This window comes from Bacillus sp. S2(2024) (genome assembly GCF_050474045.1).
GTDB lineage: Bacteria > Bacillota > Bacilli > Bacillales > Bacillaceae_G > Bacillus_A > Bacillus_A yunxiaonensis.
Window position 1 is genome coordinate 1 of record NZ_JBFLUS010000002.1, and the last position, 17,861, is coordinate 17,861.

Here is a 17,861-nt window from a genome sequence, read left to right on the forward strand (position 1 = left end):
CGAATACAACTTTTTTAAGGGGATTTGGGGTGCTTAATTTTTAATGAAAAAGAAGATGTTAGAAATCATAATTTTAGCATTATGGGCTTTTTCTTTTAGTTAGCTTGCAATTATATTAGGGGTACCGCCAGCATTTTGGAAAAAAACCACGCTAAGAAAAAAATACAATAAGCTGTCCATATGGACAGCTCATTTACATAATTTTCGAAAGCGGAAGTTAAAGTTTATCAGTTTTTTTCTCCTTGAATACCTGTATTAATTCTTTAAGAAGCATATTATTTTTTGTTGAAGTTGTTCAATATTATGTAAGGCAGATGCCTTATACGAATTGTTTTGAAGGGGTTTTTTCAGAAATGAAGGAAAACTCGTTTTATTATAATGATACACTGAATAGGTACATGATTGTACTTTAAAAATTTAGCTTAAGGTGGGATTGTATGTGAATGGAGCTAAAAGACTGAAAAAACCGGTGGTAAGTTTTATATTATTAACTAACATTATTTTTTGGCCACTTTTTCTTCTTGTAGGAGTTACCAAGTTATTAGATTTTCCGACGTGGATTTTTGATGTAATGCTTTGTATATCAGCTTGGTCTTCCACTTTTGCTTTTGTATTGCTATTTAAAAAACTTTATCCTGAACAGAGTTTTATTCGATTCGTAAAAGATAGATTTAAAAATAAACTTAGTTTCTCTATAGTTCTTACTGTAAGTATGATTCAAATAATTATTTTTTTGACGATGTTGTTTCTTGTGTCGATTAACAGTGAAGCAAACTCGATTTTTAATAGAACTACATGGGGCGTGTTAATTTATTACTTTGTTAAAACTATTGTGGCTGGACCATTAGGAGAAGAATTAGGGTGGAGAGGTTTTGCACTAATGGAGCTTCAAAAAAAATATTCGCCATTAAAATCTTCAATAATTATTGGTTTTTGGTGGGGAATGTGGCATTTACCTATATGGTTTACTACGGGTTTTACAGGCATTAATTTAATCAAATATATTTTGTTTTTTATGATTGCAATTATATCTACTACAATTATCATGACAGCATTTTATAATTTAAATCGAAATTTAATCATTCCAATAATCATCCACTTTTTCTTTAATTTATTTATTGGCATAATAAATGGACAATTAATGGAATTAATTATGTATAATGCAATTTTTTATTTGATAGTTGCGATTTTAATTATAGTTATAAATCCAAAGAAAGTATTATACGGGAATAAAATCACAAAATTTGTTAATAAGGAACATGATTTGATTTAGTAATAGTTTTTACATTTTTTCATGTATGTTCTATACAAAATTAGTAGACATAACGTCTCATTATGGGAAGCAAGAAAAACGCACAAACCTTTGATACAATTGGGTTTGTGCGTTTTCCCTTTCTATCATTTTATGCATGATTTTATACATTGTGGAGATATTGGGGTTTTTTAGGTTAATGAATGTCCTGTATTAGTACAAAAATTTGTATAAAATTTTGTATAAAAAAGTAGTTAGATTACTGTGTTCTACTTTGGTTAATTTTAAAAGACAATTGAAAACTCATCTTTAAAATTAAAAAAGAAGGTGTTACCTTTTTAAAGAAGGAAAACACTACATAGCAACTGAAGAACAGCTTAGAACAGAGGGAGGACAAAACATGGCTCAAACTTATTGGGGATCTGAGGTAGCGAAGAACTTAGGGATTGGCTCAAGTACTTTACGTAAATATTGTCTTGCCTTGGAGGAAGCCGGGTATCCTTTCGAGCGTGGCAATAATAATTCTAGAATTTTTTATCATAGAGATGTAGCAACCATAGAACGGCTAGTAACAGCTATGAACAAGAAGAGCATAACACTAGAACAGGCTATAAATCTAGCAATGACAAGTGTTGAAGAAAATGAGATAGCAACTGTTGCTACAGATAGCATAGCAGATACAGAACACATAAAAGCATTAACAGAACGTATAGAACGATTAGAACAACTTAATTTAGAGTTAATTCAAAGATTGGATCAACAAAGTAAACTTTTACAGGAAACTGATGCCCAAAGGATAATAAGGGAAGAACAAAGAGATATTCAATTAATGCAAGTATTAAGGGAAATACAAGATAGTAAGCGCCTAATAGCAGCTTCAGAACAGAAGAAATCATTTTGGATTCGTCTATTTGGTAAATAAATTAGAATTTAATGATAGAAAGAAAAGCTCGTTTTTTATTTGAAGAAGATAAGAAACGAGCTTTTTTGTTTATTAGGCCCAGTATCAAAACAAACTACTTTGCTCTTAAAAATAGCTATGTTGGTACTTGGGCTCCTTAGGTATATAAATTACTTAGGGTATAATAACTAACATGTGAGCAAACAAAAAAGAGAGATATTTAGTCTCTCTTTTAAAATTTCAATTTTATTATGTATTATTTTGCATGTTCTAACTGTATAGCTTCTTTATATTTACGAGTATTTTCTCTGATTTGATGTAAATCTAATTTTTGACTCGGGATAATATCGATGATGTTTGATTTAAATAAAAAGTGTTGTTTCTCTTCTGTTTCTATGTAGATCATATATTTTTCTCTACCTATAATCTTGCAATCTTTAATTGACTTACTATCTCTTAAAATAACTGTACATTTGATTTCAAAGTGTTCTAAATGCTTTAGGATAGTGTCAAAAAATAAGTGCATAATTCCATCTCCTCCCTTTTTCTAAGTATAACAAAAAACACTCAATTCTGATTGGTTTCCTTTTTCCTTATTACCTATAATAGTACGTTATGTTAACTTCACATGTATAGAGTATTCATCGTAAATTTTGTTGGACAAGTATGAACAAACATACAAGCAAAAAAAAAAAACTAACATCAAATATATTATCTAATTTGAATACAAGAAGGAGGCTACTTATTTTGTCTTCAAATTACAACAGAAATTTCAATTCTTGTTGTTTTCCTGTTCCGATTCCAGGATCAACAGGACCTCAAGGGAATACAGGACCTCAAGGGAATACAGGACCTCAAGGGAATACAGGACCTCAAGGGAATACAGGACCTCAAGGGAATATAGGACCTCAAGGGAATACAGGACCTCAAGGGAATACAGGACCTCAAGGGAATACAGGACCTCAGGGTCCAACAGGACCAATAGGTCTGGCTGCATTTGGCTATATATTTGATAATGAAACCCCCGGCCAATTCATCCCAGCTGGCGCAGACGTATTGTTTAGTAATAATGGCCCTTTGCTTAATATAGGCCATGCACCTGGTACCAGTCCCATAATAATTCTTCTTGCAGGTATCTACAACATTAACTTTGCAATTTACACTCTCGCTAATATTTTTCAGAACTGGGGAATAGCTGTAAATGGCGTGGTTGTACAAGACTTTTCAGCCTCCGATCAGATTATGAGTGCTGCTGCTACACTATCACTCGTAGCAGGTGATAGTGTAACCATTCGCAACGTGGGCACCCTTCCCGATCCAGCTTCTCTCAGAATAGGGGTCAATTCTGCCTGGGTACAGATTAATAAAATTGGCTGACAGTTAATTGAATTTAAATCGGTTCAACTAGATCAATCTGATACAGACGGATTGACTATTAACCACTTTCTGTTTGTATCAGGTTATAGACTGACGATCTCTCGGCGGCTTTTTTGTATATTTCCAAAAATTTATTCGGAATCTTTAATATCCAATGTATAGTTCCTTTGTCCCTCAATCACTGTTTGTTGGTTTCAGTCCATAATGAGGGAACTACCGCTAACGATAATTATGTCAATAAGCTGTCCATATGGGCAGCTTATTGTAGTTTTTGCTTAGCGTGGTTTTTTTTCGAAATATTGGCGATACCCCAATAATACATTTTTTGGAATTTGGAATTAATTTTTTTTAATACTTTAAGGGATTTTTTAACCGTAAACCTTCGTTTTTGGTTACGATTACTTATAATATTTGTCTTAACGTATGTTTTTCGCGTTTTGCTGGTACTACACCTATATTTAGTTATGACTATTAAATTTATATTCAAATTCAGGTCCTGTTTGTGCAAAATAACCGCTTCGTACTTGCCCTGCCCAGTTGTTTAAGGCTTCTTTCCATGGAACGCTATTAAAAAATTGTTCAACAGTTACCGTATCAGAGAACCACACGATTGGCGTAAATGGTGCAGTTTGACCAGACCAAACTCCGCCTGCTCTATCTAGCATAGCTCTTTCTGCAACGAGAAGCAGAGGAAGTCCATATTGATATCCCATTGATGGTTCAATCTGTAAAAATGGCGAATATGGTTCACCCTGAGGGCTTGTAGGACCAGTAGGCACCAAAAGAGCAGCTGCTAATCCATAGCTTGAGTTAACCATGGTACGAATATTTTCTAATGTTGTATCAGGATACTCGTCAGTATTAGGCAATGTTCTAGGGAAAAGAAGAACTTTTTTAATCTCTTTAAACATTCGAACAATAAATTGTTGTCTTGTGATATCCAGATTAAAAAGGTTTTGGTGGCTGAAAAAGACTGGAATTCTATATAGGGCAGAAGCAGCTTGAGTCAAATCGTGCAGATCTTTTTGATGCTGTTCCTTTTCTTGAGGACTTAATACTTGAGGATTTAAAATGTAAGGTGTTTCCAAAAAAAACGTTCACTTCCTATCTAAATTTAAAATGGAATCTATTATTATATTATTAACTCTATAAATCTTTGCTTGGATTATTAATCTAATAGATTTAGGAAAAGGTTACTTAAGATTTTTGTGTTTGTAAATCAAGTAGAAGTTAGTGAAGAGGTAGTTGCATGGCGTATGTCAACGGTACCGGACCGAACCCGTAAGGGTGTGGGAGGATAAGGAGTTGACATACTCACTATGCGACCCTCTTGGTCTGTCAAAACGTTCGCGTTTTGGCCTGCCAACCGGCGAGGGAGTCCCTCAAGGATTGAGGGGGTGGGGAGTTCGATTAATGGGGTCTGGGGAAGAATTCCCCAGCAGGTTTGGACAGAGTCCAAGGTCTTTTTTTGCCATGCTTGCATGGCTCGGCATAGCCGAAAAGCGTCGCAGACCCCTATCGATTTTGATGCGTTAGCGTCAAAATACGTATAGGGTTACGTTAATTGACTCCATTTCGTCGCTTTGCTAGACTTATGGTATCAATTAATCTAGGGGAAGTGGTGGCACTTTATGTTGTTCTCTATTTCATTTAATCAGTCTCACCAAAGTTCATTGAGCCATAATAACAGGGAAAACATTCATGGAAATCCTGGCATCGATCCAACCAGGTTAGATAAGAATATTTACTTTGTTCAAAAGGACATCCGAAGTGTATACAAGGATGTCTTTCAAGAGGCGGTGGACAAGTATAACGAGAAACAAAAACGGAATGACCGCAAAATTAAGGATTACTATGACAAAATAAGAAAAGATACAAAGACACATGAGCAACGAGAATTAGTCGTGGCGATTGGGGAAGGCAAAGACGACTCGAAATATAGGGAAGCCAAAAAGGAAGCGTTAAAACAGTATGCTGAAGCGTTTCAAGAGCGAAATCCAAATCTAGCAGTCTATAACATGGTTTTGCACGATGATGAAGCAAATCCGCATTTACATATTAACTATGTACCGAATTTCGAAAGTAGTCGAGGCTTAACGAGGCGTGTCGGAATGGATAGAGCCTTGCAACAACAAGGCATAGAAGGAAAAGGAACGGAACTGATTGCAAATTGGAGAACACTAGAAACGGCTTATATCGAGGAATTAGCAAAAGAGCATATTCCTGATTTTGAGAGAGCAAATGTAGGATCACATAAGTACATGAAAGTTCGCCAGTATAAAGAATATGCTGAAATGAAATCAACCGTTGAGAATCAAATATACGAAAAAGAAATGCAGTTAGAAGTTTTTGACCATCAGATAAAACATGTTGAAGAAAAAGTAAATGAATTACAGATGGTGAAAATACATGTAGCTGATAAATATAAAGAGTTAGAAGTAGTGGAACAACAAGTAAAAAGTGAAAGTGAAAAGTTACAGCTGATTGGTCAGCGATATATAGAGTTAGAAAAAAGGGTAAAACAACAGCAAAAAGAATTGGATAGTGTAATGAATCAAGTACCAAATGAACCTGTTAAGATTCCGTTTTTGCGTAAAGAGGTAATAACAGAAGTACAGGATAAATTGTTTGGGAAAGCTGAAATTACAAAGAAAAGGACAAGAAATTATGTATTATCACCAGAACAATATCAAGAATTCACAAAACAAGTGAATGCAGCAGTTATGATCAAAAAGGATTATGAGCGTTTGAGAGGAACAGATTTTGTGAAAGAGAATGAGAGTTTGAAAGTGAATGCAGCGGGATGGATGGAAGAGAATCGAACGTTGAAACAAGAAAAAAGTCAGTTGCAAAAAGAAGTTGGTGTATTAAATAAGGAAATCAGCTCGTTAAAAGCTCATATAAGAGGGTTACAGACTAATATAAAGGTTTTATATGAACAGACGAAAAAGGCCTTTAAAGACAAATTTCAGACGTTTAGAGGGATTATTAAAAATGAATTGGATAATAAAGGCGTAGATAATCATTTTGAAGGTGAACATAAGAAGAGGGAAAAGAATAAACATCGAGGGTTTGATATGGAAAGATAGACGTGATAATGGTAGAAAAGAGAATTAATTTTAACAGATGGAAACCTTTAACAACATATTTCATGTTATTATAAAGAAAGACGTATAAACGAGAAAAACCGCCCAAGCTTTGGTCGGCGAGGCGGTTTTTCATAATAAGGTTGGAATCAACCAATGCATATTCTATATACATTCTAACATATAAAAGTTGATTCCTTCCACTAAGGGAGAGAATTATTTTATGACAAAAGTTGTAGATTTTGGACAAGCTGAAAAAAAGGCGAAAATGAGAGATAGTAAGATTGATAGTATTTATAATCAGTTGCAAGCCGGTGGTTATTCAGAAGAAGAGAAAGCAATGCTTTTACAGTTATTAAGTAAGGCGACTGGTGGAGAAGAATATTTTATTGCAAAAAAGAAAAAGCCAACAGATCGGGTGAGGTTTGTGCAAATTATTATGGATAATTACAATTACCTGAGTGAAATTAATTATTTAACTACAGCTGAAAAAGCGTTTTTAATGGATTTAATACCTTATGTAGAATTTAAAACGAATATTTTGGTTGAAAGAATAAGTAAAGAAAATGAATTTGACTCTGATAGTGCAACGCCTAGTTATCTTGCTAGAAAGTTAAATAGAACTAGAGGGAAAGTATCAGAGTTAATGAATGGTTTAATGAAAAAAGGATTATTAGCAGTTGCAGAAACTGGAACAACTACAGAAGATGGTCGTATTTGTACAAGTCGTACATGGTTTGTAAATCCAAATATTATGTGTTGTTCTCCAAAAGATGGAGTAGATAAAGCAACTCAAAAAATCTTTAAAAAATCACTTAAAAATTTTGTAACTGACGATGGTAAAAAACATAAGTTACCAATTTATTTATTTTAGATGTCATTTTATATTGACATCTTTTTTTTTATTTTATTTTCCATTTTTTTAGGTGTTCCCTTTTGGGTACACAGGTGTTCCCTTTTGGGTACACCCTATATCTCATAAACCCTTGATATTACTGACTTTTTTCACTTTGCTCTTCTCACTCTTATATATAGAGCTAAAAGTTCCGCAAGGAACGGGTTGTATTTTTGAGAAAACCACTCAAAAATCTCCACCCTCAACATCAAAAAGTCGGTTCGTTAATCCTCACCTAAAGGCTAACGCCTTTTCTTTTTGATGTTGTCCTGGCAAAACTTTTTTCGGCTCGTGTGCTTTTCTCGCCAAGCCGACAGACAAAAAGCAAAGCAATGGTTCTCGACTTGGACTAGCAATTATACGAGCCGAACCGCTTAGATCAATCGTTCAAAAATAATTCTTATACTATATATAGATACGTAATAAGTGGGGTTTCGCCCCCACACGACGAGCCAGCACTCTAGCCAAAAAGCAAATTTGATACCTAAAATAAAAACAAGATCTTATTAGATCTTGTTTGCTTTTCAATATAATTTAAATACTCGATTTTATGTATTAAATTTTAGAATAACACGAGCACGTAACGATCTACCTTGCACTAATATAAATAGCTTATTACCTACCTATAATCTTTCGACTATAAACAAGCAGTTCACCACTTATACTAATGGTTCGTTCGACCGTACAAAATACCTGTACAACCATATATAACCTTTCGGCTATATATGACCATTAGCCTTATAAGAGCTAAATTGCTCTCTAAAGCCTGCGGCACCCAGCACGATCTTAGCTCGACCCTATACGATAAGTTGGAACCTTATTGTAATCATAGCAGCTAGCGTACGACTACAATAAACCTTTTCCCCACCGAATAGAATCTTCTCTCCGACTGCACACAAACCACATAGTTTATATGAACTAATGACCTGTATACAATCTTTGACCGACCTATATACACCTCTGTTATGAACCATATATAGATCTGGGCTCAACCGTTACGTACCCGATACCTATATCATGAGCAAATTCATTTCAATGTATGTACACTATAATCATATGGTAACTATTTACAATCACTACTTATTTACAATTTATTTTGAATTTTTAGAAAATTTATAATTTTTAGTATTTACAAAATTCGACCCTTGATGTATGATAAGTATAAGTAAAACATACATATCAAAAAAGAAGGTGAATCCAGTGGGGTAGAGTAAGGCGAATGTACAAATCATGTACAGGGTATAAAACCAAAATCTGTTGAAAAAGAGGGTGGTACCACCAGAGTAGTGGGAGGCGAAAGCGTATTAGTATACGCTGGGTAGTAAAAATTTGCAATGAACAGAAAGGATTACGAATACCATGAATGAAGAAATAGTGTAAGCGACCTTGTGATTCCTAAGAGGATGATCGAGGTCGCTTACTGTTGTTTTATGCGCTTTTTTAACTAAAATCTAAAATTATCGGGATTTAATGTATTTAAGAGACTATTAAAAGTCCTCCAGATTGTTTAACTGGGGACTTTTGTGTTCACATAATCAGTGTTATCGGTAGCAAAACAGAAAAGGAACTGACTCATGATCTTATGAGTCAGTTCCTTTTCCACTCTTTTTTATAATATATATAGAGTTTCATAATAGTAAAAAAAACAATATTTCTACCCTGTCCGTAGTATCGGCCCCACCTACGCCAGATACCCTGATAGCCACTCGTGCCATCCAACCCATTATTATCATATAGGAAACCGCTTTCAATGTAAAGAATTTTCTGATTTTTCTGATTAAAAAACACAATTATTTCTATTTAAAAGGTAAAAGGGAATTGTATTTACATAACTTTCGTTATTAGAAGTAAAATTTAATTTGAAAATAGCTAATTTTATCAGTTGTTGAATGTCTGAAAAAAATCAAACCAATGATATTGTCGAGATCCTTTGGCAACTTCTTGCTGTGATGACTATCATAGTGACTTTTTCTCCAGCAACCACTATTAGTGGCTAATTACCATAAGGACTTATTTTTGAAATTTGCTATTTTTTAGAAAGTATGTTAATTTAAGAAAGACCTATTTTTGTTCGGTTTGAGATTAAGAATAAATTTTGTTTTTCGTCTAAGATATTTGAGCAAGGGTAGTAACATATGTGTGGGTATCCATACTAGGAGGCAACAATTATGGAACAAGGTAAAGTAAAATGGTTTAATGCAGACAAAGGTTTTGGATTCATCGAGCGTGAAGATGGAGAAGACGTATTCGTACATTTCTCAGCTATCCAAATCGACGGTTTCAAATCTTTAGACGAAGGACAAAGTGTAACGTTTGAAGTAGAAAAAGGACAACGTGGCCTACAAGCTACTAATGTTCAAAAAGCTTAATATTAGCTGATGAAAGACCCTCTTGTAGGGTCTTTTTTTTGATTTTGTTACAATATTCCGAATACAACTTTTTTAAGGGGATTTGGGGTGCTTAATTTTTAATGAAAAAGAAGATGTTAGAAATCATAATTTTAGCATTATGGGCTTTTTCTTTTAGTTAGCTTGCAATTATATTAGGGGTACCGCCAGCATTTTGGAAAAAAACCACGCTAAGAAAAAAATACAATAAGCTGTCCATATGGACAGCTCATTTACATAATTTTCGAAAGCGGAAGTTAAAGTTTATCAGTTTTTTTCTCCTTGAATACCTGTATTAATTCTTTAAGAAGCATATTATTTTTTGTTGAAGTTGTTCAATATTATGTAAGGCAGATGCCTTATACGAATTGTTTTGAAGGGGTTTTTTCAGAAATGAAGGAAAACTCGTTTTATTATAATGATACACTGAATAGGTACATGATTGTACTTTAAAAATTTAGCTTAAGGTGGGATTGTATGTGAATGGAGCTAAAAGACTGAAAAAACCGGTGGTAAGTTTTATATTATTAACTAACATTATTTTTTGGCCACTTTTTCTTCTTGTAGGAGTTACCAAGTTATTAGATTTTCCGACGTGGATTTTTGATGTAATGCTTTGTATATCAGCTTGGTCTTCCACTTTTGCTTTTGTATTGCTATTTAAAAAACTTTATCCTGAACAGAGTTTTATTCGATTCGTAAAAGATAGATTTAAAAATAAACTTAGTTTCTCTATAGTTCTTACTGTAAGTATGATTCAAATAATTATTTTTTTGACGATGTTGTTTCTTGTGTCGATTAACAGTGAAGCAAACTCGATTTTTAATAGAACTACATGGGGCGTGTTAATTTATTACTTTGTTAAAACTATTGTGGCTGGACCATTAGGAGAAGAATTAGGGTGGAGAGGTTTTGCACTAATGGAGCTTCAAAAAAAATATTCGCCATTAAAATCTTCAATAATTATTGGTTTTTGGTGGGGAATGTGGCATTTACCTATATGGTTTACTACGGGTTTTACAGGCATTAATTTAATCAAATATATTTTGTTTTTTATGATTGCAATTATATCTACTACAATTATCATGACAGCATTTTATAATTTAAATCGAAATTTAATCATTCCAATAATCATCCACTTTTTCTTTAATTTATTTATTGGCATAATAAATGGACAATTAATGGAATTAATTATGTATAATGCAATTTTTTATTTGATAGTTGCGATTTTAATTATAGTTATAAATCCAAAGAAAGTATTATACGGGAATAAAATCACAAAATTTGTTAATAAGGAACATGATTTGATTTAGTAATAGTTTTTACATTTTTTCATGTATGTTCTATACAAAATTAGTAGACATAACGTCTCATTATGGGAAGCAAGAAAAACGCACAAACCTTTGATACAATTGGGTTTGTGCGTTTTCCCTTTCTATCATTTTATGCATGATTTTATACATTGTGGAGATATTGGGGTTTTTTAGGTTAATGAATGTCCTGTATTAGTACAAAAATTTGTATAAAATTTTGTATAAAAAAGTAGTTAGATTACTGTGTTCTACTTTGGTTAATTTTAAAAGACAATTGAAAACTCATCTTTAAAATTAAAAAAGAAGGTGTTACCTTTTTAAAGAAGGAAAACACTACATAGCAACTGAAGAACAGCTTAGAACAGAGGGAGGACAAAACATGGCTCAAACTTATTGGGGATCTGAGGTAGCGAAGAACTTAGGGATTGGCTCAAGTACTTTACGTAAATATTGTCTTGCCTTGGAGGAAGCCGGGTATCCTTTCGAGCGTGGCAATAATAATTCTAGAATTTTTTATCATAGAGATGTAGCAACCATAGAACGGCTAGTAACAGCTATGAACAAGAAGAGCATAACACTAGAACAGGCTATAAATCTAGCAATGACAAGTGTTGAAGAAAATGAGATAGCAACTGTTGCTACAGATAGCATAGCAGATACAGAACACATAAAAGCATTAACAGAACGTATAGAACGATTAGAACAACTTAATTTAGAGTTAATTCAAAGATTGGATCAACAAAGTAAACTTTTACAGGAAACTGATGCCCAAAGGATAATAAGGGAAGAACAAAGAGATATTCAATTAATGCAAGTATTAAGGGAAATACAAGATAGTAAGCGCCTAATAGCAGCTTCAGAACAGAAGAAATCATTTTGGATTCGTCTATTTGGTAAATAAATTAGAATTTAATGATAGAAAGAAAAGCTCGTTTTTTATTTGAAGAAGATAAGAAACGAGCTTTTTTGTTTATTAGGCCCAGTATCAAAACAAACTACTTTGCTCTTAAAAATAGCTATGTTGGTACTTGGGCTCCTTAGGTATATAAATTACTTAGGGTATAATAACTAACATGTGAGCAAACAAAAAAGAGAGATATTTAGTCTCTCTTTTAAAATTTCAATTTTATTATGTATTATTTTGCATGTTCTAACTGTATAGCTTCTTTATATTTACGAGTATTTTCTCTGATTTGATGTAAATCTAATTTTTGACTCGGGATAATATCGATGATGTTTGATTTAAATAAAAAGTGTTGTTTCTCTTCTGTTTCTATGTAGATCATATATTTTTCTCTACCTATAATCTTGCAATCTTTAATTGACTTACTATCTCTTAAAATAACTGTACATTTGATTTCAAAGTGTTCTAAATGCTTTAGGATAGTGTCAAAAAATAAGTGCATAATTCCATCTCCTCCCTTTTTCTAAGTATAACAAAAAACACTCAATTCTGATTGGTTTCCTTTTTCCTTATTACCTATAATAGTACGTTATGTTAACTTCACATGTATAGAGTATTCATCGTAAATTTTGTTGGACAAGTATGAACAAACATACAAGCAAAAAAAAAAAACTAACATCAAATATATTATCTAATTTGAATACAAGAAGGAGGCTACTTATTTTGTCTTCAAATTACAACAGAAATTTCAATTCTTGTTGTTTTCCTGTTCCGATTCCAGGATCAACAGGACCTCAAGGGAATACAGGACCTCAAGGGAATACAGGACCTCAAGGGAATACAGGACCTCAAGGGAATACAGGACCTCAAGGGAATATAGGACCTCAAGGGAATACAGGACCTCAAGGGAATACAGGACCTCAAGGGAATACAGGACCTCAGGGTCCAACAGGACCAATAGGTCTGGCTGCATTTGGCTATATATTTGATAATGAAACCCCCGGCCAATTCATCCCAGCTGGCGCAGACGTATTGTTTAGTAATAATGGCCCTTTGCTTAATATAGGCCATGCACCTGGTACCAGTCCCATAATAATTCTTCTTGCAGGTATCTACAACATTAACTTTGCAATTTACACTCTCGCTAATATTTTTCAGAACTGGGGAATAGCTGTAAATGGCGTGGTTGTACAAGACTTTTCAGCCTCCGATCAGATTATGAGTGCTGCTGCTACACTATCACTCGTAGCAGGTGATAGTGTAACCATTCGCAACGTGGGCACCCTTCCCGATCCAGCTTCTCTCAGAATAGGGGTCAATTCTGCCTGGGTACAGATTAATAAAATTGGCTGACAGTTAATTGAATTTAAATCGGTTCAACTAGATCAATCTGATACAGACGGATTGACTATTAACCACTTTCTGTTTGTATCAGGTTATAGACTGACGATCTCTCGGCGGCTTTTTTGTATATTTCCAAAAATTTATTCGGAATCTTTAATATCCAATGTATAGTTCCTTTGTCCCTCAATCACTGTTTGTTGGTTTCAGTCCATAATGAGGGAACTACCGCTAACGATAATTATGTCAATAAGCTGTCCATATGGGCAGCTTATTGTAGTTTTTGCTTAGCGTGGTTTTTTTTCGAAATATTGGCGATACCCCAATAATACATTTTTTGGAATTTGGAATTAATTTTTTTTAATACTTTAAGGGATTTTTTAACCGTAAACCTTCGTTTTTGGTTACGATTACTTATAATATTTGTCTTAACGTATGTTTTTCGCGTTTTGCTGGTACTACACCTATATTTAGTTATGACTATTAAATTTATATTCAAATTCAGGTCCTGTTTGTGCAAAATAACCGCTTCGTACTTGCCCTGCCCAGTTGTTTAAGGCTTCTTTCCATGGAACGCTATTAAAAAATTGTTCAACAGTTACCGTATCAGAGAACCACACGATTGGCGTAAATGGTGCAGTTTGACCAGACCAAACTCCGCCTGCTCTATCTAGCATAGCTCTTTCTGCAACGAGAAGCAGAGGAAGTCCATATTGATATCCCATTGATGGTTCAATCTGTAAAAATGGCGAATATGGTTCACCCTGAGGGCTTGTAGGACCAGTAGGCACCAAAAGAGCAGCTGCTAATCCATAGCTTGAGTTAACCATGGTACGAATATTTTCTAATGTTGTATCAGGATACTCGTCAGTATTAGGCAATGTTCTAGGGAAAAGAAGAACTTTTTTAATCTCTTTAAACATTCGAACAATAAATTGTTGTCTTGTGATATCCAGATTAAAAAGGTTTTGGTGGCTGAAAAAGACTGGAATTCTATATAGGGCAGAAGCAGCTTGAGTCAAATCGTGCAGATCTTTTTGATGCTGTTCCTTTTCTTGAGGACTTAATACTTGAGGATTTAAAATGTAAGGTGTTTCCAAAAAAAACGTTCACTTCCTATCTAAATTTAAAATGGAATCTATTATTATATTATTAACTCTATAAATCTTTGCTTGGATTATTAATCTAATAGATTTAGGAAAAGGTTACTTAAGATTTTTGTGTTTGTAAATCAAGTAGAAGTTAGTGAAGAGGTAGTTGCATGGCGTATGTCAACGGTACCGGACCGAACCCGTAAGGGTGTGGGAGGATAAGGAGTTGACATACTCACTATGCGACCCTCTTGGTCTGTCAAAACGTTCGCGTTTTGGCCTGCCAACCGGCGAGGGAGTCCCTCAAGGATTGAGGGGGTGGGGAGTTCGATTAATGGGGTCTGGGGAAGAATTCCCCAGCAGGTTTGGACAGAGTCCAAGGTCTTTTTTTGCCATGCTTGCATGGCTCGGCATAGCCGAAAAGCGTCGCAGACCCCTATCGATTTTGATGCGTTAGCGTCAAAATACGTATAGGGTTACGTTAATTGACTCCATTTCGTCGCTTTGCTAGACTTATGGTATCAATTAATCTAGGGGAAGTGGTGGCACTTTATGTTGTTCTCTATTTCATTTAATCAGTCTCACCAAAGTTCATTGAGCCATAATAACAGGGAAAACATTCATGGAAATCCTGGCATCGATCCAACCAGGTTAGATAAGAATATTTACTTTGTTCAAAAGGACATCCGAAGTGTATACAAGGATGTCTTTCAAGAGGCGGTGGACAAGTATAACGAGAAACAAAAACGGAATGACCGCAAAATTAAGGATTACTATGACAAAATAAGAAAAGATACAAAGACACATGAGCAACGAGAATTAGTCGTGGCGATTGGGGAAGGCAAAGACGACTCGAAATATAGGGAAGCCAAAAAGGAAGCGTTAAAACAGTATGCTGAAGCGTTTCAAGAGCGAAATCCAAATCTAGCAGTCTATAACATGGTTTTGCACGATGATGAAGCAAATCCGCATTTACATATTAACTATGTACCGAATTTCGAAAGTAGTCGAGGCTTAACGAGGCGTGTCGGAATGGATAGAGCCTTGCAACAACAAGGCATAGAAGGAAAAGGAACGGAACTGATTGCAAATTGGAGAACACTAGAAACGGCTTATATCGAGGAATTAGCAAAAGAGCATATTCCTGATTTTGAGAGAGCAAATGTAGGATCACATAAGTACATGAAAGTTCGCCAGTATAAAGAATATGCTGAAATGAAATCAACCGTTGAGAATCAATATACGAAAAAGAAATGCAGTTAGAAGTTTTTGACCATCAGATAAAACATGTTGAAGAAAAAGTAAATGAATTACAGATGGTGAAAATACATGTAGCTGATAAATATAAAGAGTTAGAAGTAGTGGAACAACAAGTAAAAAGTGAAAGTGAAAAGTTACAGCTGATTGGTCAGCGATATATAGAGTTAGAAAAAAGGGTAAAACAACAGCAAAAAGAATTGGATAGTGTAATGAATCAAGTACCAAATGAACCTGTTAAGATTCCGTTTTTGCGTAAAGAGGTAATAACAGAAGTACAGGATAAATTGTTTGGGAAAGCTGAAATTACAAAGAAAAGGACAAGAAATTATGTATTATCACCAGAACAATATCAAGAATTCACAAAACAAGTGAATGCAGCAGTTATGATCAAAAAGGATTATGAGCGTTTGAGAGGAACAGATTTTGTGAAAGAGAATGAGAGTTTGAAAGTGAATGCAGCGGGATGGATGGAAGAGAATCGAACGTTGAAACAAGAAAAAAGTCAGTTGCAAAAAGAAGTTGGTGTATTAAATAAGGAAATCAGCTCGTTAAAAGCTCATATAAGAGGGTTACAGACTAATATAAAGGTTTTATATGAACAGACGAAAAAGGCCTTTAAAGACAAATTTCAGACGTTTAGAGGGATTATTAAAAATGAATTGGATAATAAGGCGTAGATAATCATTTTGAAGGTGAACATAAGAAGAGGGAAAAGAATAAACATCGAGGGTTTGATATGGAAAGATAGACGTGATAATGGTAGAAAAGAGAATTAATTTTAACAGATGGAAACCTTTAACAACATATTTCATGTTATTATAAAGAAAGACGTATAAACGAGAAAAACCGCCCAAGCTTTGGTCGGCGAGGCGGTTTTTCATAATAAGGTTGGAATCAACCAATGCATATTCTATATACATTCTAACATATAAAAGTTGATTCCTTCCACTAAGGGAGAGAATTATTTTATGACAAAAGTTGTAGATTTTGGACAAGCTGAAAAAAGGCGAAAATGAGAGATAGTAAGATTGATAGTATTTATAATCAGTTGCAAGCCGGTGGTTATTCAGAAGAAGAGAAAGCAATGCTTTTACAGTTATTAAGTAAGGCGACTGGTGGAGAAGAATATTTTATTGCAAAAAAGAAAAAGCCAACAGATCGGGTGAGGTTTGTGCAAATTATTATGGATAATTACAATTACCTGAGTGAAATTAATTATTTAACTACAGCTGAAAAAGCGTTTTTAATGGATTTAATACCTTATGTAGAATTTAAAACGAATATTTTGGTTGAAAGAATAAGTAAAGAAAATGAATTTGACTCTGATAGTGCAACGCCCTAGTTATCTTGCTAGAAAGTTAAATAGAACTAGAGGGAAAGTATCAGAGTTAATGAATGGTTTAATGAAAAAAGGATTATTAGCAGTTGCAGAAACTGGAACAACTACAGAAGATGGTCGTATTTGTACAAGTCGTACATGGTTTGTAAATCCAAATATTATGTGTTGTTCTCCAAAAGATGGAGTAGATAAAGCAACTCAAAAAATCTTTAAAAAATCACTTAAAATTTGTAACTGACGATGGTAAAAAACATAAGTTACCAATTTATTTATTTTAGATGTCATTTTATATTGACATCTTTTTTTTTATTTTATTTTCCATTTTTTTAGGTGTTCCCTTTTGGGTACACAGGTGTTCCCTTTTGGGTACACCCTATATCTCATAAACCCTTGATATTACTGACTTTTTTCACTTTGCTCTTCTCACTCTTATATATAGAGCTAAAAGTTCCGCAAGGAACGGGTTGTATTTTTGAGAAAACCACTCAAAAATCTCCACCCTCAACATCAAAAAGTCGGTTCGTTAATCCTCACCTAAAGGCTAACGCCTTTTCTTTTTGATGTTGTCCTGGCAAAACTTTTTTCGGCTCGTGTGCTTTTCTCGCCAAGCCGACAGACAAAAAGCAAAGCAATGGTTCTCGACTTGGACTAGCAATTATACGAGCCGAACCGCTTAGATCAATCGTTCAAAAATAATTCTTATACTATATATAGA

The 17,861-nt window shown here is 34.1% G+C and carries 13 protein-coding genes and 2 pseudogenes; 11 read left to right on the forward strand and 4 right to left on the reverse strand.

Translation table 11 applies throughout. The features are described 5' to 3' along the window. Positions 1–439: 439 nt before the first annotated feature. Both AB1284_RS00115 and AB1284_RS00120 read left to right on the forward strand, forming a co-directional pair. Positions 440–1,273: a CPBP family glutamic-type intramembrane protease gene (locus AB1284_RS00115; RefSeq protein ID WP_429748358.1), complete on the forward strand. Its 834-nt coding sequence runs from the start codon at positions 440–442 to the stop codon at positions 1,271–1,273. Between the two features lie 379 nt (positions 1,274–1,652). Beyond that, a complete protein-coding gene (locus AB1284_RS00120; protein ID WP_429748348.1) occupies positions 1,653–2,174 on the forward strand; it encodes a DUF3967 domain-containing protein in 522 nt (173 codons plus the stop codon). Between the two features lie 235 nt (positions 2,175–2,409). Here the strand turns inward: AB1284_RS00120 and AB1284_RS00125 are convergent, their stop codons facing one another. Next, a complete protein-coding gene (locus AB1284_RS00125) occupies positions 2,410–2,679 on the reverse strand; it encodes an RNA chaperone Hfq (protein ID WP_429748350.1) in 270 nt (89 codons plus the stop codon). 221 nt (positions 2,680–2,900) lie between these two features. Here AB1284_RS00125 and AB1284_RS00130 point away from each other — a divergent pair, with 221 nt between their 5' ends. Then, positions 2,901–3,530, forward strand: a complete 630-nt coding sequence (locus AB1284_RS00130) for a hypothetical protein (RefSeq protein ID WP_429748352.1) — start codon at positions 2,901–2,903, stop codon at positions 3,528–3,530. Between the two features lie 458 nt (positions 3,531–3,988). On the opposite strand, the gene AB1284_RS00135 is transcribed toward AB1284_RS00130, so the two are convergent. Next, on the reverse strand, positions 3,989–4,618 hold the full coding sequence (locus AB1284_RS00135) for a hypothetical protein (RefSeq protein ID WP_429748353.1): 630 nt from the start codon (positions 4,616–4,618) through the stop codon (positions 3,989–3,991). A gap of 543 nt (positions 4,619–5,161) precedes the next feature. Between AB1284_RS00135 and AB1284_RS00140 the strand changes: the two genes are divergently transcribed. The 5 genes from AB1284_RS00140 (at position 5,162) to AB1284_RS00160 (ending at position 12,112) form a co-directional block, all read left to right on the forward strand. Then, positions 5,162–6,619 (forward strand): plasmid recombination protein, encoded by a 1,458-nt coding sequence (locus AB1284_RS00140; protein WP_429748355.1) that lies wholly within the window; start codon positions 5,162–5,164, stop codon positions 6,617–6,619. A gap of 220 nt (positions 6,620–6,839) precedes the next feature. Then, positions 6,840–7,490: a MarR family transcriptional regulator gene (locus AB1284_RS00145; protein WP_241819352.1), complete on the forward strand. Its 651-nt coding sequence runs from the start codon at positions 6,840–6,842 to the stop codon at positions 7,488–7,490. Positions 7,491–9,679: 2,189 nt separating this feature from the next. Beyond that, positions 9,680–9,880, forward strand: coding sequence for a cold-shock protein (locus AB1284_RS00150; RefSeq protein ID WP_002160121.1), 201 nt, complete (start codon positions 9,680–9,682; stop codon positions 9,878–9,880). Between the two features lie 497 nt (positions 9,881–10,377). Next, complete coding sequence (locus tag AB1284_RS00155) at positions 10,378–11,211, forward strand: CPBP family glutamic-type intramembrane protease (protein WP_429748358.1); 834 nt, start codon at positions 10,378–10,380, stop codon at positions 11,209–11,211. 379 nt (positions 11,212–11,590) lie between these two features. Beyond that, a complete protein-coding gene (locus AB1284_RS00160) occupies positions 11,591–12,112 on the forward strand; it encodes a DUF3967 domain-containing protein (RefSeq protein ID WP_429748348.1) in 522 nt (173 codons plus the stop codon). Positions 12,113–12,347: 235 nt separating this feature from the next. Here the strand turns inward: AB1284_RS00160 and AB1284_RS00165 are convergent, their stop codons facing one another. Next, positions 12,348–12,617, reverse strand: coding sequence for an RNA chaperone Hfq (locus AB1284_RS00165; RefSeq protein ID WP_429748350.1), 270 nt, complete (start codon positions 12,615–12,617; stop codon positions 12,348–12,350). A gap of 221 nt (positions 12,618–12,838) precedes the next feature. On the opposite strand from AB1284_RS00165, the gene AB1284_RS00170 reads away from it, so the two are divergent. Beyond that, positions 12,839–13,468 (forward strand): hypothetical protein, encoded by a 630-nt coding sequence (locus tag AB1284_RS00170; protein WP_429748352.1) that lies wholly within the window; start codon positions 12,839–12,841, stop codon positions 13,466–13,468. Between the two features lie 458 nt (positions 13,469–13,926). Here AB1284_RS00170 and AB1284_RS00175 read toward each other — a convergent pair whose 3' ends face one another. After that, positions 13,927–14,556: a hypothetical protein gene (locus tag AB1284_RS00175; protein ID WP_429748353.1), complete on the reverse strand. Its 630-nt coding sequence runs from the start codon at positions 14,554–14,556 to the stop codon at positions 13,927–13,929. 543 nt (positions 14,557–15,099) lie between these two features. Here AB1284_RS00175 and AB1284_RS00180 point away from each other — a divergent pair. Next, positions 15,100–16,555 (forward strand): annotated as a pseudogene (locus AB1284_RS00180) (plasmid recombination protein). 220 nt (positions 16,556–16,775) lie between these two features. Then, positions 16,776–17,424: pseudogene (locus AB1284_RS00185) on the forward strand (MarR family transcriptional regulator). Positions 17,425–17,861: the final 437 nt, after the last annotated feature.

Excerpts from the sequence above, each read along its gene's own strand:
- AB1284_RS00120 (WP_429748348.1), top strand. The coding sequence starts at position 1,653 with ATGGCTCAAACTTATTGGGGATCTGAGGTAGCGAAGAACTTAGGGATT.
- AB1284_RS00125 (WP_429748350.1), bottom strand. The coding sequence starts at position 2,679 with ATGCACTTATTTTTTGACACTATCCTAAAGCATTTAGAACACTTTGAA.
- AB1284_RS00140 (WP_429748355.1), top strand. The coding sequence starts at position 5,162 with ATGTTGTTCTCTATTTCATTTAATCAGTCTCACCAAAGTTCATTGAGC.
- AB1284_RS00145 (WP_241819352.1), top strand. The coding sequence starts at position 6,840 with ATGACAAAAGTTGTAGATTTTGGACAAGCTGAAAAAAAGGCGAAAATG.
- AB1284_RS00150 (WP_002160121.1), top strand. The coding sequence starts at position 9,680 with ATGGAACAAGGTAAAGTAAAATGGTTTAATGCAGACAAAGGTTTTGGA.
- AB1284_RS00160 (WP_429748348.1), top strand. The coding sequence starts at position 11,591 with ATGGCTCAAACTTATTGGGGATCTGAGGTAGCGAAGAACTTAGGGATT.
- AB1284_RS00165 (WP_429748350.1), bottom strand. The coding sequence starts at position 12,617 with ATGCACTTATTTTTTGACACTATCCTAAAGCATTTAGAACACTTTGAA.